Origin of the sequence: Paraferrimonas sp. SM1919, assembly GCF_010993985.1 — a bacterium.
In the GTDB taxonomy this organism is placed as follows: Bacteria; Pseudomonadota; Gammaproteobacteria; order Enterobacterales; family Shewanellaceae; genus SM1919.
Genome location: NZ_WINH01000008.1, coordinates 130,831 through 155,690, shown reverse-complemented (window position 1 = coordinate 155,690; position 24,860 = coordinate 130,831). Strand labels below are relative to the sequence as shown.

Here is a 24,860-nt window from a genome sequence, read left to right as displayed (position 1 = left end):
GTGATAATAAGGAGTATCTTCAACTGAAATTAACGTACTACGGGGTCTAGGCATAACAACCTCCTACAACTCGCTATTAAACAAGTTTAGTAGGAGGCTGAAAAAGCAGCAATTAATTATGGGTGTCTATATGTATCTGTAGAAAAAGCAGCAATTAATTATGGCTGTCTATGTGTGTTGTCATGGGTGTCTATTGTGATTGATGGGTGTCCATATGTATCCTATTACAGACTTTCTATTGAATTTTATTTCTACACTTGTAATCATATTTACAAGGCGCTTTGACATCCTTGAGATGCATCTTCTTCTGCTCTTTATAATAATCCAGCCCTTTATATTTATGATGACAACCATAAACTTTAGGCCACCCTGCATAGCGAATTACTTCTTTAAGCCAAATTCCGTCAAATCTAAAGTAATTAAGCGTAGACGGAATATTATATATATTAAGCCTATCCTCAAAAATTGATTGAACTTCAGTCACCTCTAGCTCTCGCGTTCGTAAGTTTAATATAAGGTATTGCTTCTTATACTCTAATATAGTGGCAATTTCATCTTCGTCACAGGCCCTCCCAAAATGCCTTGGTAAGCGAAGACCGATTAAATAAGGGGGATGCACTTCGTAACTAATAACTTCATAATCTACAATTACCTCCCCATCCATCAGAATCTGTCCAGGTGTATCACCAAATGGTGAAGTTACTTCAAAGAGTGGATAGACTGACACACTGTATTCATAGTACTTATAGCTACCAAATGATACAAACAGCAACATCGATATATATTTCATTTTTTGAAGCATTGAGTATTTTTTCATTATTTTCATTTACCAGTATTTCTAAGGATAATTTCGTACGGATGACCATAACCATGTTGATTAATTGCAATATGATTCAGATTATTCCTGAAAAACGTTACTACCTTATTAAAAGCATTACCTGAGTAGCTTTGATTTAAGGTCCATGCATTATCTAATCCTTTTACACGGTCCCAAAAATCATAAACATCACGCCCATACTTTAGATTAAGGTTGCCATAAACCTTGGTTGGATCAATAGGCGTTAGTGATAAATCTGGTGCTGCAACGGGCCCCCATGTGTCAATCATAGAGCCATCCACACTAAGTTTAAAATCAGTATTAACTATAGCCACCCATTATTAATCAATAACTTACAACACAAAATTTTGAACTTCAATCAAGCTTCATTCATCTTGGCTATACTCTGTGGTGCTTGGAGTAAGGTTGAGCTTTATTGGCTTAGTTTATTTGCTATAAGCGCCTATTAACCCAAATTGACGCAGCATTAACCCACCGCGAATGCGGTGCAAAGATATAATGAGGAAACAATAGGTTTACTCGAAGAATTGGCAACTTTGTTTGAAATGCTTTCGCCGCCTTTCTAAGTGCTCACAGTATTTATCATACTCTTGCAAGGTACCCACGGGGCCATGGAATACCTTACCAAAATCATTGACGATTTTTGCCCAATTCTCTGCTGGGATATTGAGGCGCTTAAGTATGCCTTTAAGAGTTTCTAAATGGGTAATATAGAAAGTCCATGAAACTTAGAACTCATAAACAAGCTTAATTAGTAAACTCGCAAATGTTGAATATGAAAGCTTAAAACTATTATAAAAAGCTTTATTAGAAGGATCGGCTTTGAAAACGTATAGAAACCCAAACTCCCCTCTGACTTTGCGAAGAATTTGATTGAGGAATAGCTGTACTAGACAGAATGTCTAGTGAGGTCTGTTCGAGGCAGGAAGCATAAACAACCAGCGAGTTTGCTTAAGAAAACTATGGATACCAAATCATTGAGAACGCTCTGATACTCAATTCCACCCTCATTTTGTCCTGAATTCGATTGAAATGATTAGCAGTGCTGGCCACGGATGGCCAGTAAGGTCTGTTTGAGGCAGGACGCCGAATCAGACTGTCTGCGTAATCATGATTGAGAATTTAGAATAGACAAAATGCGGTGTGCTGCGGGGGAGTCCACAAAATTGTCTGGAACAATTTTGAACCGCTTTAGCGGGCCCGAAGGGTGGAAGGCAGGATGCCTGGAATACTGGGGAAAACTGGTTTTCCCTTCTGGGTGCAGTCGGCACCCCGACGAGAATAACGTGTACAAATTCAAACAGCCAAGCGCAGCTGAAAAAATACCCAGCCTAACAGGCATGGAGCGAAGCTCCCATAACCCCTCCCCACGAGAAAGATTAAGTATCGTTAACGACAGTTAACACCCAACTCAACATCCACCCATACAAGCCGATGATCAGAACTGGCAAATCTATCCTTAACCAACCTCGCCTCAGCGGAATCCACCGTTGGCCAGAATACCCCACTATTAGTCACGCTAACGTCCGCCGATGGCAATACATAATCGGCCTGCATGCCCCATGCCGCGGTATGATTGCCAGCATATTGATTGTTTGGCTTGTTTTGCTTACCACCAGCAGAACCTGGTAACGCTGACTTAGTCACCTTAGGGTGCTCAAGCAGCTGGGCAATGGCCCCTGGCACACCATCACCTTCATACGGGCTGGCGTTTTGATCCCCCATGATTACAAATGGTGCCTTAGCTTTATAACCACCTTTTACGCCTGAATCATCAACATGATAGCTGTTCACATCAGCGTTAATGTAATCGGCCCAGAAGCGGATTTCGTCATGGTTACGACGGCCATTACGGTCTTCTTCGCCGTCAAATACTGGCGGAGTTGGGTGACTGGCTAATACATGTAGGTTTTGACCACATACCTGTATTGGAATGTCCCAATGTGACTTAGAAGACAAACGCATAATGTTGATCTCGCGGTCACTGTACCAAGCTGAGCCGTCTTTCTCCACGGGCATTAGGTTATTGGGCATGTCTTTCCAGAGAAATTTTTGGAAAGTACGAATATTGTCAGTATCGATTGGGTACTTAGATAACAACACCATACCGTATTGACCTGGATAACGGCCGAAGCCATAGTGGCTTAAGCGCACACCCTCGCCTTTAAGGCCAGTTTTCACCCCTGTATTTACCGGAGCAATATACACATACGGGTATTCTATTGGCGCTTGGCCCTGCTGACTTATCCCTAGATATTTTGTTTTAAATAGCTCAATACCAGCTTGTGGGTTGGCCACATAATCAAATTCATTCAACAGCAGAATGTCTGGACGCACACGCTGAATGATTTCAGCAATATTATTAATTTGCTCGAACTCGCCACTGTTTAGCGCATTAGTCAACGTTTTTGCCGAATACACTGCCTTATTGTTTTTAAGGTAGTTGGTGGCTTCCATCGACACATTAAAGGTGGCGATTTTTACTTGGGTTATTTGCGGCTGTGTTTGTGTCATAGGTTGTTGGCATGCGGCGCTTAAGCTGATTCCTAGAACTATAGCTAAGTATTTTATTTTTATCATTTTTTTGCAGGGAACTATCTTGTATAAAAAAGCCCAGCAGAGGCTGGGCTTAGCAATAAAATCAGTATAACTTACTGGGCGCTGCGTAGCATAGCGTTTAGTAGTACATCACCACCTTGGCCTACGTGCTCTGGTGAAGCGTACTCGTCTTCGTTGTGGCTTAGGCCGTCACGACACGGGATGAAGATCATTGAGGTGTCACAGACCTTAGATACGTGTACCGAGTCATGACCGGCACCAGAAACCATCTGACGGTTAGAGTAACCTAGGTCATTTACGGCTGCTTGCACGGCATCCACACAGTCTTTAGCGAATGTCACGCCTGGTGCTTTCCACGTTTCCTCTAGGGTGTAATCGACACCTAGTTCTTCACAAGCGGCTTTAATGTGAGCGTAAGCGTCTGCAACTAGGCCGTTGTAGCTGGCTTCGTCTGGGTGACGTAAATCCATAGAAATAGATAGCTTACCAGGTACGGTATTTGGTGAACCTGGTTGTGCATCAAGCATACCAAAGGTCACACGAGAGTCTTCACCGAACTTGTCTGCTGCCGCGTATAGCTTTGGTAGCAGTAGTGATAAGGCTTGTACCGGGTCTTTACGCATCGCCATTGGCGTTGGGCCTGCGTGACATTCTTGACCGAATATATTTAGGTGATGACGTGACATGTGCTGTACGCCAGTCACAACACCAATGGTTAGGCCTTCTTTTTCTAGTACTGGGCCTTGCTCGATATGCAATTCGTACGAAGCTTTTACAGGGAAAGCTTTGGCCGCGTGTTCACCTTTATGTCCAAGACGAATAAGCTCGTCTTCAACGCGGGCACCGTCATCAAAGGCTTTAAGATCGTACGCTTGTTGCAGTGGCATAAAGTCAGTCCACACTGCCGAACCCATCATGGCACAGTCAAAACGAGAACCTTCTTCGTTAGTCCAAGCCACGACTTCAATTGAGTGCTTATGCTCTAGGTTTTGCTCGATGATAGATTCAATCACCTCAAAACCACCTAGAACACCGTAAATACCGTCAAATTTACCACCAGTAGGTTGCGTATCAAGGTGAGAGCCTGTGATAACTGGTGGCAACTCTGGTTGAGTGCCTTCTTTACGGATAAATAGATTACCAATTTCATCAAAACGGTGGCTACAACCTAATTCAGTTGCCCATCCAATCAGTAAATCACGACCCTCTTTATCTAGAGTGGTTAACGCTTGACGGTTACAACCTCCATTAACGGTTGCACCGATTTTAGCCATTTGCATCAGGCGTGACCAAAGACGTTGGTGATTAATCTGTAAAGCACTCATTTGTATTTATTCCATTTACATTTTTCTATATGTTACCAAGTTACCCCAAACCCAGTCACGATAGAAATACCCCCACAAAGGTATGTAATCAATTTGGGTAGCTGCTTAATTAATTGCTGGTAAAAACACACAAGCCTATTACAATCCACACAAAATTTACTTTTGATTGCTGGCACTTTAATCGAATTGCTGTTTAGACGAACCACATTACCCTACAGTGGTATTTAATCTGTGAGTCATATCACGCAATGTAGCGCCCTATAAACTGAACCACACTTCCAGTTTGGTTCGCTTAACAAGCTGTAGTTTGAACCTGATATTGGGTTTATAGCGATAACTTAGATGGAATAATAATAATGAGCTTACAGTTAAAAGACGCGGGTTTACTAAAAACCCAGGCTTATATCGATGGTCAATGGTGTGATGCCGATAATGGTAACACTATTGATGTACTTAACCCTGCCACTGGCGAAGTTATTGCCAATATTCCTGATGCAGGTGCAGCTGAGACTAAACGTGCTATCGAAGCGGCAGAAAAAGCGCAGAAGAGCTGGGCTCGTAAAACCGCTAAAGAACGTGCCAATCTATTACGTAATTGGTTCAACCTAATGATGGAAGCGCAAGAAGACCTCGCGCAAATCCTGACGGCTGAACAAGGTAAGGCGATTGCTGAGGCTCGTGGCGAAATCGCCTACGGCGCGAACTACATTGAGTGGTTTGCAGAAGAAGCTAAGCGCATTTATGGTGATGTGATCCCACAACCATCAAACGATAAGCGTCTGCTCACGATTAAGCAGCCTGTCGGTGTTGTTGCTTGTATTACCCCTTGGAACTTCCCTAATGCTATGCTGACTCGCAAAATTGCACCAGCACTCGCTGCGGGTTGTGCTGTAGTGTGTAAACCAGCAACCGAAACGCCATTATCGGCATTTGCGATGGTTGAACTTGCAGAGCGTGCGGGTATTCCTGCTGGCGTAATCAACATGGTAACCGGTTCTTCTCGTGTTATTGGTGCTGAACTGACTTCAAACCCAATCGTACGTAAGTTAACGTTCACAGGCTCTACCCCTGTTGGTAAGATCCTAGAGAAGCAATGTGCTGAAACACTAAAGAAAACCTCTATGGAACTGGGTGGTAACGCCCCGTTTATCGTATTTGACGATGCAGACCTAGATAAAGCCGTTGCCGGCGCGATGGCTTCTAAGTACCGCAACTCAGGCCAAACCTGTGTTTGTACTAACCGTATTTTCGTTCACAAAAACGTAGAACAAGCCTTCGTAGAAAAGCTAACGGCTGCAGTAAACAAGCTTAAGCTTGGTGTAGGTACAGACGAGTCTGTGACTTCTGGCCCGCTGATCACTGAGAAAGCCGCTAACGATATTGAAAAGCTAGTCAACGATTCTGTTGCTATGGGCGCTAAAGTACACCTTGGTGGCCGCGCGATCGAGCTGGGCAGCCACTTCTTCGCGCCAACCATTATGACTGGCGTAACCAACGACATGCCAGTGGCTAAAGAAGAAATCTTCGGCCCAGTAGCCCCAATCATCACCTTCGAAACTGACGAAGAAGTGATTGCGATGGCGAACGACACCGATGTAGGTCTTGCCGCTTACTTCTACACTAGCGACATCTCTCGTGTATTCCGAATTGGTGAAGCCCTAGAGTACGGCATCGTTGGCATTAACGAAGGTGCAATTTCAAATGAAATGGCCCCATTTGGTGGCGTTAAAGAATCGGGTTCTGGTCGTGAAGGCTCTAAGTATGGCTTAGACGACTACACCGAAATCAAATATATGTGTTTAGGCAGTTTAGACGCCTAATATTGGAGAAAAAACAATGACAACTAATGCTCAACTACAAGCTCGCAAAGAGCAAGCAATTGCTCGCGGCCAAGGCAACCTAGCGCCTGTATACGTAGATCGTGCTAAAAACGCAGAACTTTGGGATGTTGAAGGTAACCGTCACATCGATTTTGGTTCTGGTATTGCGGTAGTTAACACTGGCCACAGCCACCCTAAAGTAACCGCTGCGGTTCAAGCTCAGCTAGAAAAGTTCAGCCACACTTGTGTAATGGTTTCTCCATATGACAGCGCGGTAGAGCTGGCTGAAAAGCTAAACGCCAAAATGCCTGGTGACACGCCGAAGAAGTCTATCTTCGTCACTACTGGTGCTGAAGCCGTTGAAAACTGTATCAAAATCGCTCGTGCACATACTCGTCGTCGCGGTGTTATCGCGTTCCACGGTGGTTTCCACGGTCGTACTAACATGACTATGGGTCTAACGGGTAAAATTACTCCGTACAAAAACCTATTCGGTCCGTTCCCTGGTGAAATCTTCCACGCTCCGTACCCAGTTGAGTACCATGGTGTATCAATCGAAGATTCACTAAAAGCCATCGACATGATCTTTAAGTGTGACATCTGCCCATCAGACGTTGCAGCGATCATCATTGAGCCAGTTCAAGGTGAAGGTGGTTTCTACCAAGCGCCTGCTGAGTTTATGCAAGCGCTACGTGCTCTATGTGACAAGCACGGTATTCTACTAATTGCTGATGAAATCCAAACTGGTTTCGGTCGTACTGGTAAGTTCTTTGCCACTGAGCATTCAGGCATCGAAGCTGACCTTCAAACGGCAGCTAAAGGTATTGCTGGCGGTTTCCCAATTTCTGCCGTTATCGGTAAAGCAGAAATCATGGACGCCCCTCTACCTGGTGGTCTAGGTGGTACTTACGGTGGCTCACCAATCGGTTGTGCGGCGGCACTGGCAGTACTCGATGTTATCGAAGAAGAGAACCTAGTTGAGCGCGCTAACCACATTGGTGCACTATTTAACGAGCGTCTAACTGCGATGCAAGCTAAGTTCCCACAAATTGGTACCGTTCGTAACACGGGTGCAATGATCGCTATCGAACTTATCGAGAACGGTGATTCTGAGCAACCAAACACTGAGCTGACTAAAGCCCTTGTTGGTGAAGCTGCGAAAAACGGCCTAGTGCTACTATCTTGTGGTATCCGTGGTAACGTGATTCGTTTCCTACCAGCACTGACCATCGAAGATGAGATTGCTAACGAAGGTCTAGACATTCTTGAGAAGTGTTTCGAGACTTTAACTAAGTAAGCTTAACTTAGTCCAAAAAGCAGCGCCCAGGCGCTGCTTTTTTTATAACCGAGATCCGATAAGTAGGGTTAGCCAAGCCAATTACGCTGCTGCGTTATATAATATTGATCAAGTGTTGATATTATACTCATCAAAGCAATCTCAATTGCTGAGTAATCCCATGAAACGAGCTTCATGCTGATATTAACACCAACGGGGTACACGATCGCCGTTAAAACAAACAAGTTACTCAATTAACAGCTTGATCACCTATTTAACCAAGGGTTAGCATAGGTCAACCATAAAATTGGACACCAAATGAATTAAAAGCAGTTACACTTTGATGCTGAACTTGGTTCCATAAAACAAAAATCAAAATAAAAAACGAGGATTTTCATGAACGGATTGATGATGGATTTTCCATTAACCATTACCTCGGTAATGGATTACGCTAAAAAAGTTTACCCTAACGTAGAAATCGTTTCTGTAACATCGGATAACCCACGCCATCGTTATACTTACAAGGATGCCTTTAAGCGCGTTAACCAGCTGTCTAATGCTCTAGCTGCTCTTGGCCTGCAACAAGGTGACCGAGTGGCTACTTTAGCATGGAACGATTACCGTCACTTTGAGCTTTACTATTCTGTTTCTTGTTCTGGTTATGTTTGTCACACCATCAACCCTCGTTTATTCTCAGAACAAATTGAATTTATTGTTAACCATGCTGAAGATCAATATTTATTCACTGATCCAATGTTTGTGCCTGTAATCGAAGGCTTAATTGAAAAGCTGCCGACTCTAAAAGGCGTGATTGTGTTAACTTCTGAAGAGCACATGCCGAGCAGTGATAAATTGGATCTTATCTGTTATGAAAATTTCATTGCAGGTCACTCTGAAGAATTCAACTATCCACAGCTTGAAGAAAACAACGCCAGCTCGCTTTGTTATACCTCTGGCACCACTGGCAATCCAAAGGGCGTACTGTACTCACACCGCTCGACGGTTTTACATGGCTTAGGTTCTGGCGCGCCAAACGCGTTTAACATCTCTAACCGCGAAGTGGTGATGCCTATCGTACCTATGTTCCATGTGAATGCCTGGTCATTGCCTTACACCTGCGCCCTTTCTGGTTCAAAAATTGTATTCCCTGGTAACAAGATGGCCGATGGCCCGACGCTAACTTCATTAATTAACGATGAAGGCGTTACCTTTAGTGCAGGCGTTCCAACAGTATGGTTAGCGCTATACAACTACCTAAAAGCGGAAGGTATTGCGGTACCAACGCTGGAGCGTTGTATTGTGGGTGGTTCAGCTTGTCCGTTAAGCCTAATTAATGCATTCCGTGATGACTTAGATGTTAATCTGCAAACGGCATGGGGTCTAACTGAAACTTCACCACTGGGTTCTATCTTTACCCTAAAGCCAGAACTTGATAATGCTTCTGAAGAAGAGTTAGACAAGCTTAAAGTGAAGCAAGGTCTGCCTATCTTTGGTGTAGATTCAAAAATTGTAGATTTCGAAGGTAATGAATTACCTTGGGACGGAACCAGCTTTGGTCAGCTAAAAGTACGCGGACCATGGGTTGCTAAAGCTTACTACAATATGGAAAAAACCGATGCCCATGAGGAAGACGGTTGGTTTGATACTGGCGACATTGTGACTTATGACAAGCATGGCTACATGCAAATCACCGACCGTTCTAAAGATCTAATTAAATCGGGTGGCGAATGGATCAGTTCAATTGAATTAGAAAACCTTGCCGTAGATCATCCTGAAATCGCCGAGGCTGCGGCCATCGGATACGAGCATGAAAAGTGGGGTGAACGCCCAATGATTTTTGCCGTTCGCAAAGAAGGCTCGACGGTCAGCGCTGAAGAATTAATCGCCAGCTATCAGGGTAAGATTGCTAAATGGTGTATTCCAGACATCGTTGAATTTGTGGATGAATTACCTCATACCGCAACCGGAAAATTAGATAAAAAAGTATTAAGACAAAAATTGAGCGTGTAATTTGTTTTAAATATAACCTTAAAAGACTCGAATTATTTCGAGTCTTTTTTTTGGAGGAATCATTATTCAATTAAACATTATTGCAACAAAAATATTAAAAGTTAACTTGAATAAAGCATCATAGATCTTTAAGATGGTATAACCTTTTAGGGTTAGATTAATAAAACAAAATATCTAACTATAAATATCCATAATAAAAATTAAAAAGGCTGTATATGGAAAACAATAATAAATTATTTGGAGCAGTATGCGCTCTTGGATGTGCTGGAATTATCATTTTCGCCACCCTGCCTACTTTGCTAAACACGGTTGCACTTTGGTTCAACCTTAATGATACCCAAATAGGTGATTTAGCTGCGGCATATTTCCTTATTTACACCTTAGTTACCCTTAGTTCACCTTTTTGGTTACCAAGATTGTCTCCACGAACGATTGCGCTCTCAGGCTTTAGTGCACTGACCCTAGCAATGGTTTTCGCTGCCAATGCGAGCACTGCAGATGATATTACCATTGCCATGTTAATCGCTGGATTAGGGGGAGGCTTATGTTTCGCACTCAGCTTCTTTATTGTAACCAAAATGCCAAATCTAAACTCAAAGTTTGCTGTAAAGCTGATTGTTGAGCAGATCATTCCTGCAATTGCCTTGTTCACAATTCCTGTATTAGTTACCCCACATTTTGGTGCACAGGGCTTTTTCTACAGCATCGCGGTAATTTCGGTGTTGTTAGCATCGGGATCTTTCCTACTGGAAAAAGGCCTTAAGCTTGAAGTCACAGCCAATGCTGATGCGGCTCAACAAGGTAAGTACAAAATTTGGATAGCGCTATTAGCACTGACCATTTCTTTTGGTTCTTTAGCCGCTATTTGGGCATTCTTGGAAGTACTAGGTGTCGAGTTACAACTTGAAGAAGGTTTCTTAACTCAAGTAATGGGCTTAGCCGCATTAATGGGTGCTGCAGGTCCACTGCTGGCTTTTTATCTAGATGAAAAACTTGGCTTAAAGATCCCATTATGGGTTTCACAATTATCAATTTTAGGCTGTCTCATTGCCCTAAGTGGTCAACTAGATGCAAGCGGATATGCGCTATGTATTGCAATCTTTGCTTGTGCTTGGTACTTCTCTTTAGTTTTCCAGATGAGCATTATCGCTTTTGTTGATGCTACCGGTAAATATGCGGTTCTTATTGCTGCAGCAATGCCATTAGGTGCCATTATCGGTCCTGTAGTATTCCCTATTATTAAAACTGAATTAGGGTTAACAACAGCACTAATATACATGGGTGCAGCTTCTACCTTAGCAATTATTTTATTAAACTTAGTTACACCTAAGAAATTAATTGGCAATGAAAAAATTGTTTAATAATTAATTTTTATTCCGTAATAAAAAAGCAGCTTTTATAGCTGCTTTTTTTATTTCTATTTTAAAATAGCCATCAAAATTAAAGGAATTATAAATCCTAAGTTTTTGGGTTATTTAGAATATACACAGAATTAACCAGCAAATATAACCAATAAACTAGCATACCTAGCTAAGGTTAAGTTAAATGCAGACGATTTAAACGTTGTATGTTTTTGCTCTAGTCGATTAAACGGCATTACCCCCTTATGGGTACTATTTGGCTAAAAAATATGCATGATGTTATTTTTTAGTGTGTTACATTAACAGCGAATAGATATAAATATAACACTAGGGAAACAAACATGTCACATACGAACATATTTAACAAAATGTTTAAATTGACTGCTTTATCTTCTGCAATTATCGCATCAACTGCAGCATACGCAGAAGAAGCACAACAAGAGAAGCAAAAGGGTCTTGAGGTTATCGAAGTAACGGCACAAAAGCGTGTTCAACGTCTGCAAGATGTTGGTATGTCTGTAGACGCCCTTAGCCAAGACCAATTAAAAGATTTTGGGGTCAACTCTGCCTCTGATATTGTTAACACCATGACCAACGTAGAGCTTAACTCTGCTGGCGGTAACGGCAACCAGATTATTACTATTCGTGGTATTGGTCTTAACGACTTTGGTTTAAACAATACACCAACTGCAGCCGTTCACGTTGACGAAGCTTATCTTGGTTCTAACGCCATGACTTCATTTGCGGTATTCGATTTAGAACGCGCAGAAGTAATGAAAGGGCCACAGGGTACTTTATTCGGTCGTAACTCCACTGCCGGTGTAATTAACTTTATTACCAATAAACCAACCGAAGATTTTGAAGGTTACCTCACTGGTACTGTAGGCAACTACAATACTTATAATGCTGAAGGTGCATTCGGTGGTGAAATTGCAAATGGCGTTCGCGCTCGTGTTTCTTTCAAATCTGAAAACACTCAAGATGGCTGGCAAGAAAATCTTAATCCAACCGCAGGCTGGGACAATAACGGTAAAGTCAACAAGTGGGCTGGCCGTTTCCAGTTAGCATGGGAAATTGGCAACACTGAATTCCTTGCTAAAGTCCACGGTGGTGCAGATAAGTCAGATGCTTGGTTACCACAAGCTGAAGGTATGTATGCGGCTGATGGCTCTTACTGTCCATCAGGCTTAGTGGGTCGCCCTGACAAAAATAACTGTTATCTATACCTAGGCAGCCCAAGCTCTAATGAAGACCTAAGCCAAGGTATGTATGATTACAAACCATACTCCAACGATGAGTTCGTTGGCGGTAGCTTACGTATCGACCACGACTTTGGTTTTGCTAACTTTACCTCATTAACTGCTGCAGAAAAATTCAACTACCGTCATGGTACTGACCTAGATGGCGTAGCCGGTAATGATATGTCTTGGCTGTGGGGCCTGTATGGCGTTGATGTAGATTCAAGCTGGCAAAATGCAAGTTTACTGCACCAGATTGAAGACTTTGAAATTAAACAAATCTCTCAAGAATTCCGTTTAACTTCTCCCGGTGGCGAGCGCTTCAACTGGTTGGTAGGTGTTAACTACGCCCAAGAAGAGTTAACGAACTCGACCCATTACGATTCAGATGCGTTCTCACTCATTTTTGCCATGGACTTCCTAGATGGCGCATTAGCGACTGAAGATCCAGCGATTATTGCTGATACCTATGCATTAGTAGAAATGGCCGGTCTGACTCAAACTGGTAACTCTTACTACCATGATTTTGAACAGTCAAACAAAGCTTTTGGTGTATTCGGACAAGCAGATTACAGCCTGATTGCTGATACCTTAAAACTTAACTTTGGTGCGCGTTACACTACCGAAACTAAAGATTTTGCTAACGCTTCATACGGCGCTATGTACCAAGGTACTGAGTGGGCCTACCCACTGGTGATCATGTCAGCAGATCCTAATTTTGTTGAGACCACGCCTTACCAACAATCCATTGATTTCAACCACCTTTCTTGGAATGTTGGCCTAGATTACAACGTACACAGTGATCTAATGTTCTATGCCACTGTATCTAACGGCTTTAAAGCCGGTGGTTTCCCAGCTGCACTACCATTCTCGCCAGCTGATTCAGAACCATTCGGTAAAGAAGTTGTGGATGCCTTTGAAGTTGGTACAAAAGGCACGCTGCTAGACAATACCCTACAATACACCGCAGCCGCTTTCTACTATGATTACCAAGACATGCAAGGTGTTTATCCTAAATATGTGGAAGGTCAACTGTCTTTCGATAAGCTCGCCCGTATCGGTGATGTGACTATCAAAGGGGTAGAGTTTGATGCTGCCTATCAATTATTTGAGGGCCTAACATTGCGTGCTGCGGTTGGCTTGATTGATACTGAAATCAAGGACTCAGCTACTGATGTTGCCAACTCATACAATGAGCTAACATCATTCAATGGTAATGAGCTATCTCACTCACCAAAAGTGAATGCCAACTCTCATATCCGTTACGAGTTTGATGTATCAGAAGACTTCTACATGGCGTTACAAGCAGACGTATCTTATAAGTCTGAATACTACCTACGTTTCGACAATGAGCCTTCTGCAAAATGGGACCAAGCTTCAACTAAAGTTGGTGCCCGTATTATGTTCGCTGACATCTATGACAAATGGAATGTGGCACTTTGGGGTCGTAACCTAACCAACGAAATGGCACCGACTTATCAGTCATTCTCACTTGATAAAGGCGATCACTTTGTGTTCTACAACATGCCGCGTACCTTTGGTATCGACTTTAACTACAAGTTTGGTATGTAATACCGGCTAAAACCGATAAGGGTCAGCATTTGCTGACCCTTTTTTGTTTAGATTTAATCACCACAACTTTTTTTATTGCCCATTTAATCAACTAACTTGGCGATGGCTTTGTTGGGTAAGCCCGCTAGCCAACCACCATCAACTTTAATATCAGTTCCATTAACGTAGCTGCTGGCATTCGACGCTAAAAATTGGTAAACGCCAAGCAATTCGTCAGGTGTTCCTGGACGTTGTAATGCGGTCATATATTGAGTTAATCGCGCTTCCATACCATCTTCTGACTCCATCGGGGTTAAAAAAGTACCAGGGCTGACCGAGTTTACACGGATACCTTGTTCACCTAACTGCATAGCAGCACTCTGGCTGATCTGCAGCACACCAGCTTTGGAGATACTATAAGGAGTGTAATCAGAAATGGTATAGCTTGCGGCTAAAGAAGCGGTATTAATAATACTGCCACCTTTGGTCATAAGTTTGGCGGCATGTTTAATCCCATAAGCAACCCCTTTTATATTTACTGAGAAGACCCTGTCCCAGTCTTCGATATCGCTATCGACTAATTCACCCGCTTGGCAGGTGACACCAGCATTATTGATAAGCACATCAATGCCACCATGAGAGTGAGATATAGCGGCCAACACTGATTCAACTTGACTTTCTTGGGTAACATTACACTCATAAAAAATAGCATCCAGCTGTGAAAGCTCATCACATGTATTCAAATCAAGACCGCAAACTACTGCACCTTGTTGGCTAAAGTGCTTACATAAAGCTAAACCTATACCACTGGCTGCGCCAGTGATCACCATGACTTTGTTAGTTACATCAAACATTCAACTATCCTTTTATTGCTTTATTATTATTGAGCTTCTAGGGGATGATTTGTTAATCATCGAACATCAACATTCTATGTCCTTGACCAAAAGAACTGTACCTAAAATGGAGTTCTTGAAAAAAATTTAAACAAGCTCATTGTTCATTCCATCTCTAATATGTCAATAGTCAGCCAATCGATCAGCAACCAAGCCTGCACTTTAAGGATATCCAGTAACATACTTATCGAACTCCTACCGCTTCATTAACCTTATCAAATTCAATTTGTAAGAGTATTTTATGAAAAAGTTATCCATGGCTAGCGCCACCACAATAGTAAGCTTAACGATGTTCAATTGCGCTTGGGCGGCACAGCAACAAACGATTGATCCCTCCGACCCCACCACCATCGCAACTTGGATGGATGTCGGTGCAGAAAGCCAGACTGTACATGATGGCGCCGGCAATACAGGAAGCGTCAATGCTGTGCGCGGTGAGATGAACTTTGCATTAGGCGCTGAACATCTGATCTTGACTGAATTTGGCTACGCCAAAAGCGAGGGGGTAGACAGCAAAAAATCAGGCATGCTTGATACTCGCCTACGGTATTTTAATTTACCTTATCAGAATGATAACAATGATGATTTTATCCAAGCGGCGGGTTGGTCTTTGGATGTGACCTTACCTACTGGTGACTATAAGTCGCAACTCGGGACAGGCATGTACACTGTGGCTATTGGTGGCATGACCAAGCATGTGATCAATGATAGCTTAATGATTTTACCGAATATTTCTTACGTATACTCGAAAGCAGGTAGCGCCCTTGAAAAAGACTTAATAGCCAGTGGCCAAGGTGCCGGCTTAACTCATCACGGTTTACGTGCTGATCTCTTTGTTTCTTATAAGTTTACCGATGCAATGTGGGGCATGGCCGTACCGTCGTACACTAAAGGCTTACAGGGCGCGGCAGATGCTGCCAACATCAAGCTCTACTTAGGTTATATGTTCAGCGGTAGCGATGGAATTAAGCTTGAGTATCAGAAAAACTTTACTAAAGAGCAAAGTATCTGGAAGCGAGTCACCCAAGGAATGGAAGACTACGTCCGCTTTACCTACACCCATTACTTTTAATACTAAAAGGATTAGACCAGTTTAGTGCTGGTCTTTTTGCTTTCTATACTGCTTTGGCGTTATTCCCTTACAAGATTTGAAGTTTCGAATAAAAGCGCTGGCTTGAGAATACTTCAATACCTCTGTTATCACATCAATATTCATATGGGTTTCAAGTAACAAATGTTTGGCTAACTCTACTCTGATTTGTACCAGTAACTGCCGCATACTCTGCCCCTCTTGTGCTAGCTTTTGCTTTAAAGTACGGGCTGAACAATAAAAATAAGGGGCAATTTGCTCTAGGGTGATCACTGTAAACTTGGAATCTAAAACAATACTTTTCACTTGTTCAGTAACACTGTTATTAAGCTTTTCTGGTTGGCTCAGGTACAAACTTGAATCAATATTTTTCGAAGGTATAGGCCACTCTAACCACTTTGCAGGAAAACGGATAAAGCATTCATCTGAGTCTTCAATAATTTGAAATTGATAGGCTTTTTGTAACTTTGAAGTTAAAGACCGCTGCTCAGCGGTTAAGCTAACTGTGATCTTTTGAAGTGGCCAACTTGAAGGTAATAACTCTGCAATCCAGCGCAGATTACCGACTAAAAAATTGTCCTCTAATCTTGAAAGCTTAACGGCGACAGAGACTTTAGGGCGCATCTTTAAGTACACCCAATCGCCTTGATGCTCTATGTATTCATCAAACAAAGTAGTGGCATCTTGCAATAATTCTGTTGCCACATTCAAGGCATTTTTCAAATTAACGGAACTGATCAAGCAATAGCTGTAAAGGCCAAACTTTTCTATAGGTAGGGTATGCATCACGTCATAGACGATGTCAGGGATATATTTGGCCGCTCGGTGCAGCTTAAACTCTATCTCTTCAAAGCCATCCCCAGCTAAGGGTTTTAACTGTTGATAGGTCGCTCGGTCAAGGGAATGCTGAAGCAAATTAATATCAATAAGCTCGGCAATGGCAAGCACCAGCTGGGAACGATAACTCATGTCTAAAATGTATGTTTTACTGTCTTAAATGTACGTTTTATAGCTGATAAACAGCTTATAGTGCAAACATAAAGCAGTAAAGGATGACAATGATGAAAAACAATAAAGTTCTTCAGATCAAAAAGGGCCAAGCCGAGGTTATTGAAAAGCCGATAAACGAACCCGGATATGGGTTTGTGCGAGTACGCCAGACCCTAGCGCCTAATTGTATTGAACACAGAATTTATCAAACCGGATTTTATGAATTCCATGAAGGCGAATGCCATGCAGGACACGAAGGCGTTGGTGTCATAGATGCTGTAGGCCCCGGTGTGTCAAAATGGAGGGAAGGACAGCGAGTGGTGATTTTCCAAGGTTGGGCCTGTGGTGAATGTCATGTTTGTGTGAGTGGCCTAGGAGCGACCCATTGTGTTAATTTAAAAATCCCCACCGAAGTTGAAGCTTATAATGATAGTGAGTCAGGGGGAAATGGCTTTTGTGAATACCGCTTGGTACCGCAAAATATGTTGGAATTAATCCCTGATGAGCTAGCCGATAAATATGCCTCTGCGGCAAATTGTTTAATTGGCTGTACCTACTCTGGGATCCGAGATTTAAATGTCGGTCCAGAGTCTGTGTGCTTGGTTGGCGGGGTTGGCTTTATTGGGTTAGCTACCATAGTAAACCTAAAATACCGTGGTGCTACGGTGATTGTATTAGGTCGAGATAAACAACGCATGCAGGCCGCCTTTGATATCGCCGAAGCCGACCACTATGTCAATCCTGAAGATGAAGATTGGCTAGAACAAATTAAAGCGCTCACCCCCGATGGCCGCGGAGTTGATTTTAGCTTTGATTGTTGTGGCTACCCTTATTACCAACAAAAATGTCTTGATGCCACTAAGCACTACGGTACCTTAATGATATTAGGCTATGCCGCCCATGAGCCCGATCTAAAGTGGGAGCTAAACACTGAATCTGGACTCAGCTGGGGTCACAAAAACATCACCGCCCATTTTGATGTTAACTTTAATCACAGAAAAGATATTTTAAAGGTAGTGGGGGATCCTTGGATCCAATCCAAGCTCGATAAGCTCATCACCCACCGGTTTCCAATGAGTCAGGCCAGTGCCGCGTTTGAACTACTAAATAATCGCACCAATGCTAACGAGTTTGTTGGCAAGGTGCATTTTATTCCAGGTGAATAAGGATATTCATGAAAGCAAAAAGCATTAATCATATTGGTATTTCAGTACCATCAATACAGCAAGCCATTGAGTTTTATCACGGAGTACTTGGCATGGAAGTTATCGATCAGCACGAATTTGCTGCTTCACCCACGGTAGATCAAATCACCGCCGTAAAAGGTGCCAGCGCCAAGTCCGCTTTATTTGATGCTGGGAATATCTTTTTAGAAGTATTTGAATTTACTTCTCCACAGGACAAGGGTCAAACCCACCGTCCTGTCAGTGACTTAGGCTACACCCACTTGGCCTTCGAAGTGAGTCTTGAGGAAGTGGAAGACATGTATGCCTTATTAGCCCGTAAAGGCGTGCAGTGGCATTGTGACTTGATTGATAACCCCGGCACTGAGCCGATGAAAATGTGCTACGGCCGTGACCCATTTGGTAATGTCATTGAAATTCAAGGCATGCCGGATTCCAGTCATTTTTCTAATAGAAACCGCATCAAGGAAAGCTAAATGAGTGAAAGCATACCGGATTTTTATGCCCCAAACCGCAGCTTTATGGGCGCCGCAAGGGTCGAGCCTGAGCAAATTAAAGATTACCAATATGCCATGTTAGGGATCCCTTTTAGTGAGGGGTCTTTTATTCCCTACATTCAAACCGGTCAGTCGGCGATGCCCAATGCCCTTAGGGATAATCCTGTCACCATTTTTTACGATGTCGGTGATGTGGGGCTGTATGATGTCGATTATGACATCACCTTACTAGAAGGAACGAAAATCTGTGATGTGGGTGATGTGGTGATCTCCCCTGGAGAAGGTCGGCTAACAAGACAGCGGATCACTAACAGCGTCAAGCATATTTTAGCCGCTGGTGCTGTACCTTTTTGTGTTGGCGGTGACCATTCGGTTACCTACCCTATCATTCGTGCTTATGCTAATAGCCTAAAGGTGATGGATTTTGTCTATTTTGATGCCCATTTAGACTTTGCCAATATGCCATTGGATTCTGAGTTTAACCACGGCACCCAAACTCGCCATATTCGCGCCTTACCTTTCGTACGCAACATCACAGTAATTGGTGCCCGCAATTCTACTGCGCAAGAGTTTAGAGAAGCCCGTGAAGCCGGGATTAACATTATTAGTGTTAAAGATGTTTGCAAATCTGATATCAACAAACTAATGACTCAGATCATCGACCCAGCCACGCCAACCTACGTCTCCTTAGATATTGATGCCATGGACGCCATTGTCGTGCCGGGTACCACCCACCCTGAAACAGGCGGCCTAAGTTTTGAACAGCAAAAAGAATGTTTGTATGAGCTGGCAAAAGCGGCCAAAGGCCATGTTTGTGGCTTTGATGTGGTTGAATTGGTGCCCCACCAAGATGTCAATCATATTACCGCGTTAACAGCCTCAAAATTAACAGCCTTAATGATGGGCTATATCGAACACTTCAAGCCCTAAAACACAAAAGGTCAACCGTAGTTGACCTTTGCTTGATGGCACCGAATTAATCCCTAGGCATCACTAAAGAAAGTCCAAACTTGCCCTGCCATTCAGGGCCACTGTCAGGATGGGCCACCATTTTATAGCCGCCGACTAAAAACTCAAGGCCGTAGCCGCCACCAAGGTCTAACACTTTACCCGCACTTAAGCCTAAAGGTATGGTCCATTTATCGCCTTGGCCATTCCAGTCATAACTCCAGTTGTTGTTATAGGCAACAAACACCCCTGGCATGGTTTCAAAGTTATAATACACAATCGGCTGCATTGTGGTGGTAGAAAAACCATCTTCGCCCCATAGGTGATGACCAATAAAGGCAAAAGACCAAGCTCCCTCACCGGCGACTAACACCCCCGCAATACCCGCGCCGTTGCCGGGGCCCTTATGCCTGTCGTTTGAATGGGTTGCTAGGGATACCTGGGGGCCAATACCCCACTTAATGTCAGAATCCACCTTAGGGGCAACAAACATTTGCAAAATAGAATCACCAACACCCCACTTAGTTTCTTCACCCGTTAAGCTATTTCCCGTTGGCGTGCCTGAAATAGGGATCACCGCCCTAGGTACTAACGAAAAGTCCTCAGACACATTTAACGAATATACTGGTTGAATTTGAAAGTCATAACTATTCCTATCATTACCAAGTTCGTCTTTTTGATTGATATTGATTGTATTTTCAGTGATCACTGCAGAAATATAAGCCAGAGGGTCCTGCAACTGCTTGGCCATTTTCTCTGCGGCGGTTTCTGCTGCTACAGGCACCATAAAAGCGGTCAGTAATGATAGAATTAAAAAGCTGTTTTTCATGCACTTGTCTCCTTCAAATTGCTTTGAGTATAGCAAAGCAGTCCAACAGCGTTTAAAGTATGAGCGCTAGTGGTAGTTATCAGCTAAAAAATCAAACCAAACTAATTCACGCTGCCCCTGGTTATCAAAACTTATTGTTAATCGCCACACCATATAATTGCTGGCACAACTGCCATACATTATTTGTGCTTGATGACCGCCTTGGATAGCATCGAAGTGAATTGGTAACTCGCCCATATACATATCACGACCCGCTAATTTTGCAGTAACATTAGTAATGGGTTTTGCCGTTTGCAAAATCATTGAGAAAGGTTGACCACTGGGAGCTGATGGTTCAGAAATGATTAGCTGCAATTGATTATTTTTCAATTGTAGAAAACAAGCGGCAGGATTTTGATTACAGAGGCTAGAATCTGTTTTATCGGCAAAATTATCACTGGGCTCAGAACAACTAATTATCAACAAAATCAACACACATTGCACACTAAACAAGCAAAAACGTTGCAACTTCACTCTCCCTATTAACAATCTTAAAATTGACCTGATCTAGATCAACATATCTATACTTTAGCAACTATCTTTTTTGAGTCAGCTCAAGTATTATGCTGACGCCTAGAGAAAAACAAGCTTAAATTAATTTTTATAGGATAAAAATCAATTTAAGCAAAACAATAGGTATTTACTCGAGTTCAATATTTTTACACAAGTAAAAAGTAATAAGCAGTGGAAAATAAACGATGACCAATTCCAGTCCATCTCATGCTGATTACAATTACACCGTTGTTCGTCAATTTGCCCTAACGACCGTTTTATGGGGTATAGTTGGCATGACTGTCGGTGTCTTAATTGCAGCACAATTAGTATGGCCAGCCCTAAACTTCGATACGGCGTGGCTAACTTACTCACGTCTTCGCCCGCTTCATACGAATGCAGTTATTTTCGCATTTGGTACTTCGGCGTTATTTGCAACCTCTTACTATGTGGTTCAGCGTACCTGTCAAACCAAATTATTCGCACCAAAACTGGCCGCGTTTACCTTCTGGGGTTGGCAAGCTATCATCCTATCTGCCGCGATATCTCTGCCTTTAGGTTACACTTCAGGTAAAGAATACGCAGAACTAGAATGGCCAATTGATATTGCTATCACTGTGGTTTGGGTTTGTTACGCTATCGTATTCTTTGGTACGATTGCTAAGCGTAAAGTGTCTCACATTTACGTTGCCAACTGGTTCTTCGGTGCATTCATTATCACCGTAGCGGTACTTCACATCGTGAACTCTATGAGTGTTGCCGTAAGCCCAATGAAGTCTTACTCAATCTACTCAGGTGCGATTGATGCTATGGTACAGTGGTGGTATGGTCACAACGCAGTAGGTTTCCTACTGACTGCGGGCTTCCTAGGTATGATGTATTACTTCGTTCCTAAGCAAGCGGGTCGTCCGGTATATTCATACCGTCTATCGATTGTTCATTTCTGGGCACTAATTTCCCTATACATTTGGGCTGGCCCTCACCACCTACACTACACTGCGCTTCCAGATTGGACTCAGTCACTAGGTATGGTGATGTCACTTATCCTATTCGCGCCTTCTTGGGGTGGTATGATCAACGGTATCATGACCCTATCTGGTGCTTGGGACAAACTAAAAACTGACCCAGTGCTGCGTTTCCTAGTGGTATCTCTGTCTTTCTACGGTATGTCTACCTTTGAAGGCCCGATGATGGCAATTAAGACAGTTAACGCTCTGTCTCACTACACTGACTGGACTGTAGGTCACGTTCACTCTGGCGCCCTAGGTTGGGTTGCAATGGTGTCGATTGGTTCTATTTACCACTTAATTCCAGTACTGTTTGGCCAAGGCCGCATGTACTCAGTTAACCTAGTGAACACCCACTTCTGGTTAGCCACTATCGGTACAGTGCTGTACATCGTTGCAATGTGGATTTCTGGTGTGACCCAGGGTCTAATGTGGCGTGCAGTTAACTCTGACGGTACTCTAACTTACAGCTTTGTTGAGTCTCTAGAAGCTTCTTACCCATTCTACTTTATGCGTTGGGTTGGTGGTATGTTCTTCGTAGCAGGTATGCTACTGATGGCTTACAACGTAATTAAAACCGTTAAAGCGCCTGAAGGCAGCTTAAAAGCTGAGGCATAAGGAATAGCACTATGAAATTCAATCACGAAATCGTAGAAAAGAACATTGGTTTACTGTGTATCTTTATTGTATTTGCTATCTCTTTGGGTGGTATCGTACAAATTACTCCGCTAATGTTCCAACAAGACACGACTCAACCGGTTGAGGGTCTTCGTCCGTATACAGCTTTAGAGCTTGAAGGTCGCGACATCTACATCCGTGAAGGCTGTTACGGTTGTCACTCGCAAATGATTCGTCCTATGCGTGCTGAAACAGAGCGTTACGGTCATTACTCAGTAGCGGGTGAATCAGTTTGGGATCACCCATTCCAATGGGGTTCTAAGCGTACTGGTCCAGACCTTGCTCGTGTTGGTGGTCGTTACTCAGATGAGTGGCACCGTGTTCACTTAATTAATCCTCGTGATGTTGTACCTCAATCTAACATGCCAGGTTACCCTTGGTTGGCAGAGAACGTACTAGATGGTGAGCTTACCGCTGATAAGATGACTATCTTCAAGAATTTTGGTGTTCCTTACACTGAAGATGACATCAAAGGCGCGAAAGCAGCTGTAGAAGGTAAAACAGAGATGCAAGCTCTGATCGCCTACCTACAGTCACTTGGTCACGCACTGAAATAATTTCGGAGGAACTATGGATTACGGTACTTTCCAAGGCATTTTAACCATCCTTATGATGATTATTTTTGCTGGCATCTTTGCTTGGGCTTACAGTTCAAGACAAAAAAAGCGCTTTGACGAAGCCGCTAATCTGGTGTTCTCGGATGAACAAAAGCCGCAAGAGTCAAAAGCTGACTCAGGAGATTCAAAATAATGAATGACATTTTTAATTGGCTCATCCCAGGTATTTCTTTGGGCCTAATTTTTGCCTGTGCCGTGCTACTTTACTTCTGTAGCCGTAACGACACTGGCGTTAAAGAAGGTGAGTCTATGGGCCACACCTTCGATGGCATTGAAGAAATGAACAATGGCCTACCAAAGTGGTGGAGCTATATGTTTGTTGCCACAATCGTATTTAGCTTAGGTTACCTAGCCCTTTACCCAGGACTAGTAAGCTTTGGTAACGCCTTAGGTTGGGCTTCATCACAGCACAACACCGTGACTAACCATGATGGCGTGCGTGAGCAAGACTTAGACGGTGCTCAGTTTGCTAACGTTCAATATCAGCAAGAAGTTGAACGTGCAGATGCGACTTATGGTCCTATCTTTGCGAAATTTGCTGAAAAAACCGTTGAAGAGCTCGCGCAAGATCCTGAAGCAGTAAAAGTAGGTCAACGCTTATTCCTACAAAACTGCGCTCAGTGCCATGGTTCTGACGCTAAAGGTAACAAAGGCTTCCCTAACCTTACCGATGAAGCTTGGTTATACGGCGGTGACGCTGCAACCATTAAAGCCTCTATCATGAACGGTCGTCGCGGTATGATGCCACCAAAAGGTGGTCTACCAATTACTGACGAAGAAATCCCTGGTCTTGTTGAGCACGTATTAAACCTATCGGGTCGTGCTGGTGTTGACCAAGAGCTTGCTGCTAAAGGCCAAATGTCATTCATGAAAGGTTGTTTCGCCTGTCATGGTATGGACGCTAAAGGTAACAAGTTTATGGGTGCGCCTAACCTAACTGACACAGCTTGGGTATTCGGTGGTTCTCGTGAAGACATTGCTTACTCAATCAAGAATGGCCGTGCCGGGGTGATGCCAGCATGGAAAGAGGTACTAGGTGAAGATAAGGTACACGTAATCTCAGCTTACGTTTACAGCCTCTCAGCTCAGTAACACATTCAACTAAGGGGCTCGCAAGAGCCCCTTTTTTTATGCGAGAAACATTATGAAAACGACACCTTGGTATAAGCAGTTTTGGCCTTGGTTTTTAATTATCCTACCTATGTGTGCGGTGGTAGCGAGTCTCTATACCGTCTATATTGCCGTGGTTTATGGCGATTCTGTGGTAGCCGCAGACTACTATAAAAAAGGCAAAGGCATTAACCTTGACCTTTCTAAAGTAGAAAAAGCCCGTGAACTGGGTTACCAATTCGAGCTACAACAAACCGCAGACGGTCTTTTACTGCGACAGCATTCTAAAGACACTTACTTTGGTGCATTAAATATCAGCTTCACCCATGCTACCCTTCCAGAGCTTGATAGCCAATGGTTAGTGACTGCCGATGGTAATGGCAACTACCTTATCAATAAAGATGTAGCTAAGGGCAAGTGGGAAATGGAAATCAACGAGCCTACCGGTCAATGGAAGCTGTACAGCAAAATTATTTTGCCGATTAACCAAAGCATAGAAATAAAATAA

The 24,860-nt window shown here is 43.1% G+C and carries 22 protein-coding genes and 1 pseudogene; 14 read left to right on the top strand and 9 right to left on the bottom strand.

The window, feature by feature from the left end:
• Positions 1–235 precede the first annotated feature (235 nt).
• The 5 genes and pseudogenes from GFB48_RS06940 to GFB48_RS06925 form a co-directional block, all read right to left on the bottom strand.
• Positions 236–817, bottom strand: coding sequence for a hypothetical protein (locus GFB48_RS06940; protein ID WP_163933082.1), 582 nt, complete (start codon positions 815–817; stop codon positions 236–238).
• Positions 818–822: 5 nt separating this feature from the next.
• On the bottom strand, positions 823–1,107 hold the full coding sequence (locus tag GFB48_RS06935) for a hypothetical protein (RefSeq protein ID WP_163933079.1): 285 nt from the start codon (positions 1,105–1,107) through the stop codon (positions 823–825).
• A gap of 246 nt (positions 1,108–1,353) precedes the next feature.
• Positions 1,354–1,521, bottom strand: a pseudogene (locus GFB48_RS17670) (transposase); the annotation flags it as partial.
• A 706-nt stretch (positions 1,522–2,227) separates the two neighbouring features.
• Positions 2,228–3,352, bottom strand: a complete 1,125-nt coding sequence (locus GFB48_RS06930; RefSeq protein WP_240464839.1) for an endonuclease/exonuclease/phosphatase family protein — start codon at positions 3,350–3,352, stop codon at positions 2,228–2,230.
• Between the two features lie 137 nt (positions 3,353–3,489).
• Positions 3,490–4,722 (bottom strand): Zn-dependent hydrolase, encoded by a 1,233-nt coding sequence (locus tag GFB48_RS06925; RefSeq protein ID WP_163933074.1) that lies wholly within the window; start codon positions 4,720–4,722, stop codon positions 3,490–3,492.
• Positions 4,723–5,078: 356 nt separating this feature from the next.
• Here GFB48_RS06925 and GFB48_RS06920 point away from each other — a divergent pair, with 356 nt between their 5' ends.
• The 5 genes from GFB48_RS06920 (at position 5,079) to GFB48_RS06900 (ending at position 13,999) form a co-directional block, all read left to right on the top strand.
• Entirely contained in the window at positions 5,079–6,542 is a 1,464-nt protein-coding gene (locus tag GFB48_RS06920; RefSeq protein ID WP_163933071.1) for an NAD-dependent succinate-semialdehyde dehydrogenase, read from the top strand.
• Positions 6,543–6,558: 16 nt separating this feature from the next.
• Positions 6,559–7,839 carry a 4-aminobutyrate--2-oxoglutarate transaminase gene (gene gabT, locus GFB48_RS06915; RefSeq protein ID WP_163933068.1) on the top strand — a complete coding sequence of 427 codons (1,281 nt, stop codon included), beginning with the start codon at positions 6,559–6,561 and terminating at the stop codon, positions 7,837–7,839.
• 375 nt (positions 7,840–8,214) lie between these two features.
• Positions 8,215–9,828 (top strand): long-chain fatty acid--CoA ligase, encoded by a 1,614-nt coding sequence (locus GFB48_RS06910; protein WP_163933065.1) that lies wholly within the window; start codon positions 8,215–8,217, stop codon positions 9,826–9,828.
• Between the two features lie 215 nt (positions 9,829–10,043).
• Positions 10,044–11,189 carry an MFS transporter gene (locus GFB48_RS06905; protein ID WP_163933063.1) on the top strand — a complete coding sequence of 382 codons (1,146 nt, stop codon included), beginning with the start codon at positions 10,044–10,046 and terminating at the stop codon, positions 11,187–11,189.
• A 341-nt stretch (positions 11,190–11,530) separates the two neighbouring features.
• Complete coding sequence (locus tag GFB48_RS06900) at positions 11,531–13,999, top strand: TonB-dependent receptor (RefSeq protein WP_163933057.1); 2,469 nt, start codon at positions 11,531–11,533, stop codon at positions 13,997–13,999.
• Positions 14,000–14,082: 83 nt separating this feature from the next.
• Here GFB48_RS06900 and GFB48_RS06895 read toward each other — a convergent pair whose 3' ends face one another.
• Positions 14,083–14,832, bottom strand: coding sequence for an SDR family NAD(P)-dependent oxidoreductase (locus GFB48_RS06895; protein WP_163933054.1), 750 nt, complete (start codon positions 14,830–14,832; stop codon positions 14,083–14,085).
• Between the two features lie 280 nt (positions 14,833–15,112).
• Here GFB48_RS06895 and GFB48_RS06890 point away from each other — a divergent pair, with 280 nt between their 5' ends.
• A complete protein-coding gene (locus GFB48_RS06890; RefSeq protein ID WP_163933051.1) occupies positions 15,113–15,943 on the top strand; it encodes a hypothetical protein in 831 nt (276 codons plus the stop codon).
• A gap of 21 nt (positions 15,944–15,964) precedes the next feature.
• Here GFB48_RS06890 and GFB48_RS06885 read toward each other — a convergent pair whose 3' ends face one another.
• Positions 15,965–16,930, bottom strand: a complete 966-nt coding sequence (locus GFB48_RS06885) for an AraC family transcriptional regulator (RefSeq protein WP_163933049.1) — start codon at positions 16,928–16,930, stop codon at positions 15,965–15,967.
• An 89-nt stretch (positions 16,931–17,019) separates the two neighbouring features.
• Between GFB48_RS06885 and GFB48_RS06880 the strand changes: the two genes are divergently transcribed.
• From GFB48_RS06880 to GFB48_RS06870, 3 genes are read left to right on the top strand one after another with little or no spacing between them, the layout of a single operon-like run.
• A complete protein-coding gene (locus tag GFB48_RS06880) occupies positions 17,020–18,117 on the top strand; it encodes a zinc-binding dehydrogenase (RefSeq protein WP_163933046.1) in 1,098 nt (365 codons plus the stop codon).
• A gap of 8 nt (positions 18,118–18,125) precedes the next feature.
• Positions 18,126–18,611 carry a VOC family protein gene (locus tag GFB48_RS06875; RefSeq protein ID WP_163933043.1) on the top strand — a complete coding sequence of 162 codons (486 nt, stop codon included), beginning with the start codon at positions 18,126–18,128 and terminating at the stop codon, positions 18,609–18,611.
• Positions 18,612–19,562 carry an arginase family protein gene (locus GFB48_RS06870; protein WP_163933041.1) on the top strand — a complete coding sequence of 317 codons (951 nt, stop codon included), beginning with the start codon at positions 18,612–18,614 and terminating at the stop codon, positions 19,560–19,562.
• A 46-nt stretch (positions 19,563–19,608) separates the two neighbouring features.
• On the opposite strand, the gene GFB48_RS06865 is transcribed toward GFB48_RS06870, so the two are convergent.
• Both GFB48_RS06865 and GFB48_RS06860 read right to left on the bottom strand, forming a co-directional pair.
• Positions 19,609–20,409: a hypothetical protein gene (locus GFB48_RS06865; RefSeq protein WP_163933038.1), complete on the bottom strand. Its 801-nt coding sequence runs from the start codon at positions 20,407–20,409 to the stop codon at positions 19,609–19,611.
• 66 nt (positions 20,410–20,475) lie between these two features.
• Positions 20,476–20,916, bottom strand: a complete 441-nt coding sequence (locus GFB48_RS06860; RefSeq protein WP_163933035.1) for a hypothetical protein — start codon at positions 20,914–20,916, stop codon at positions 20,476–20,478.
• A gap of 230 nt (positions 20,917–21,146) precedes the next feature.
• Between GFB48_RS06860 and ccoN the strand changes: the two genes are divergently transcribed.
• From ccoN to GFB48_RS06835, 5 genes are read left to right on the top strand one after another with little or no spacing between them, the layout of a single operon-like run.
• Positions 21,147–22,565: a cytochrome-c oxidase, cbb3-type subunit I gene (gene ccoN, locus GFB48_RS06855; RefSeq protein WP_163933031.1), complete on the top strand. Its 1,419-nt coding sequence runs from the start codon at positions 21,147–21,149 to the stop codon at positions 22,563–22,565.
• An 11-nt stretch (positions 22,566–22,576) separates the two neighbouring features.
• Entirely contained in the window at positions 22,577–23,182 is a 606-nt protein-coding gene (gene ccoO / locus GFB48_RS06850) for a cytochrome-c oxidase, cbb3-type subunit II (RefSeq protein ID WP_163933028.1), read from the top strand.
• 13 nt (positions 23,183–23,195) lie between these two features.
• Positions 23,196–23,375, top strand: a complete 180-nt coding sequence (locus GFB48_RS06845; RefSeq protein ID WP_163933025.1) for a cbb3-type cytochrome c oxidase subunit 3 — start codon at positions 23,196–23,198, stop codon at positions 23,373–23,375.
• Positions 23,375–24,334 (top strand): cytochrome-c oxidase, cbb3-type subunit III, encoded by a 960-nt coding sequence (gene ccoP / locus GFB48_RS06840; protein WP_163933022.1) that lies wholly within the window; start codon positions 23,375–23,377, stop codon positions 24,332–24,334. Before GFB48_RS06845 ends, ccoP begins: the two co-directional genes overlap by 1 nt.
• Positions 24,335–24,386: 52 nt before the next feature.
• Entirely contained in the window at positions 24,387–24,860 is a 474-nt protein-coding gene (locus GFB48_RS06835; protein WP_240464838.1) for a FixH family protein, read from the top strand.

Coding starts and splice junctions, on each gene's coding strand:
- GFB48_RS06905 (WP_163933063.1), top strand. CDS start 10,044: ATGGAAAACAATAATAAATTATTTGGAGCAGTATGCGCTCTTGGATGT.
- GFB48_RS06875 (WP_163933043.1), top strand. CDS start 18,126: ATGAAAGCAAAAAGCATTAATCATATTGGTATTTCAGTACCATCAATA.
- ccoO (WP_163933028.1), top strand. CDS start 22,577: ATGAAATTCAATCACGAAATCGTAGAAAAGAACATTGGTTTACTGTGT.
- ccoP (WP_163933022.1), top strand. CDS start 23,375: ATGAATGACATTTTTAATTGGCTCATCCCAGGTATTTCTTTGGGCCTA.
- ccoN (WP_163933031.1), top strand. CDS start 21,147: ATGACCAATTCCAGTCCATCTCATGCTGATTACAATTACACCGTTGTT.
- GFB48_RS06925 (WP_163933074.1), bottom strand. CDS start 4,722: ATGAGTGCTTTACAGATTAATCACCAACGTCTTTGGTCACGCCTGATG.
- GFB48_RS06940 (WP_163933082.1), bottom strand. CDS start 817: ATGAAAAAATACTCAATGCTTCAAAAAATGAAATATATATCGATGTTG.
- GFB48_RS06920 (WP_163933071.1), top strand. CDS start 5,079: ATGAGCTTACAGTTAAAAGACGCGGGTTTACTAAAAACCCAGGCTTAT.
- GFB48_RS06910 (WP_163933065.1), top strand. CDS start 8,215: ATGAACGGATTGATGATGGATTTTCCATTAACCATTACCTCGGTAATG.
- gabT (WP_163933068.1), top strand. CDS start 6,559: ATGACAACTAATGCTCAACTACAAGCTCGCAAAGAGCAAGCAATTGCT.
- GFB48_RS06895 (WP_163933054.1), bottom strand. CDS start 14,832: ATGTTTGATGTAACTAACAAAGTCATGGTGATCACTGGCGCAGCCAGT.
- GFB48_RS06870 (WP_163933041.1), top strand. CDS start 18,612: ATGAGTGAAAGCATACCGGATTTTTATGCCCCAAACCGCAGCTTTATG.
- GFB48_RS06865 (WP_163933038.1), bottom strand. CDS start 20,409: ATGAAAAACAGCTTTTTAATTCTATCATTACTGACCGCTTTTATGGTG.
- GFB48_RS06890 (WP_163933051.1), top strand. CDS start 15,113: ATGAAAAAGTTATCCATGGCTAGCGCCACCACAATAGTAAGCTTAACG.
- GFB48_RS06880 (WP_163933046.1), top strand. CDS start 17,020: ATGATGAAAAACAATAAAGTTCTTCAGATCAAAAAGGGCCAAGCCGAG.
- GFB48_RS06935 (WP_163933079.1), bottom strand. CDS start 1,107: ATGATTGACACATGGGGGCCCGTTGCAGCACCAGATTTATCACTAACG.
- GFB48_RS06885 (WP_163933049.1), bottom strand. CDS start 16,930: ATGAGTTATCGTTCCCAGCTGGTGCTTGCCATTGCCGAGCTTATTGAT.
- GFB48_RS06900 (WP_163933057.1), top strand. CDS start 11,531: ATGTCACATACGAACATATTTAACAAAATGTTTAAATTGACTGCTTTA.
- GFB48_RS06835 (WP_240464838.1), top strand. CDS start 24,387: ATGAAAACGACACCTTGGTATAAGCAGTTTTGGCCTTGGTTTTTAATT.
- GFB48_RS06930 (WP_240464839.1), bottom strand. CDS start 3,352: ATGACACAAACACAGCCGCAAATAACCCAAGTAAAAATCGCCACCTTT.
- GFB48_RS06845 (WP_163933025.1), top strand. CDS start 23,196: ATGGATTACGGTACTTTCCAAGGCATTTTAACCATCCTTATGATGATT.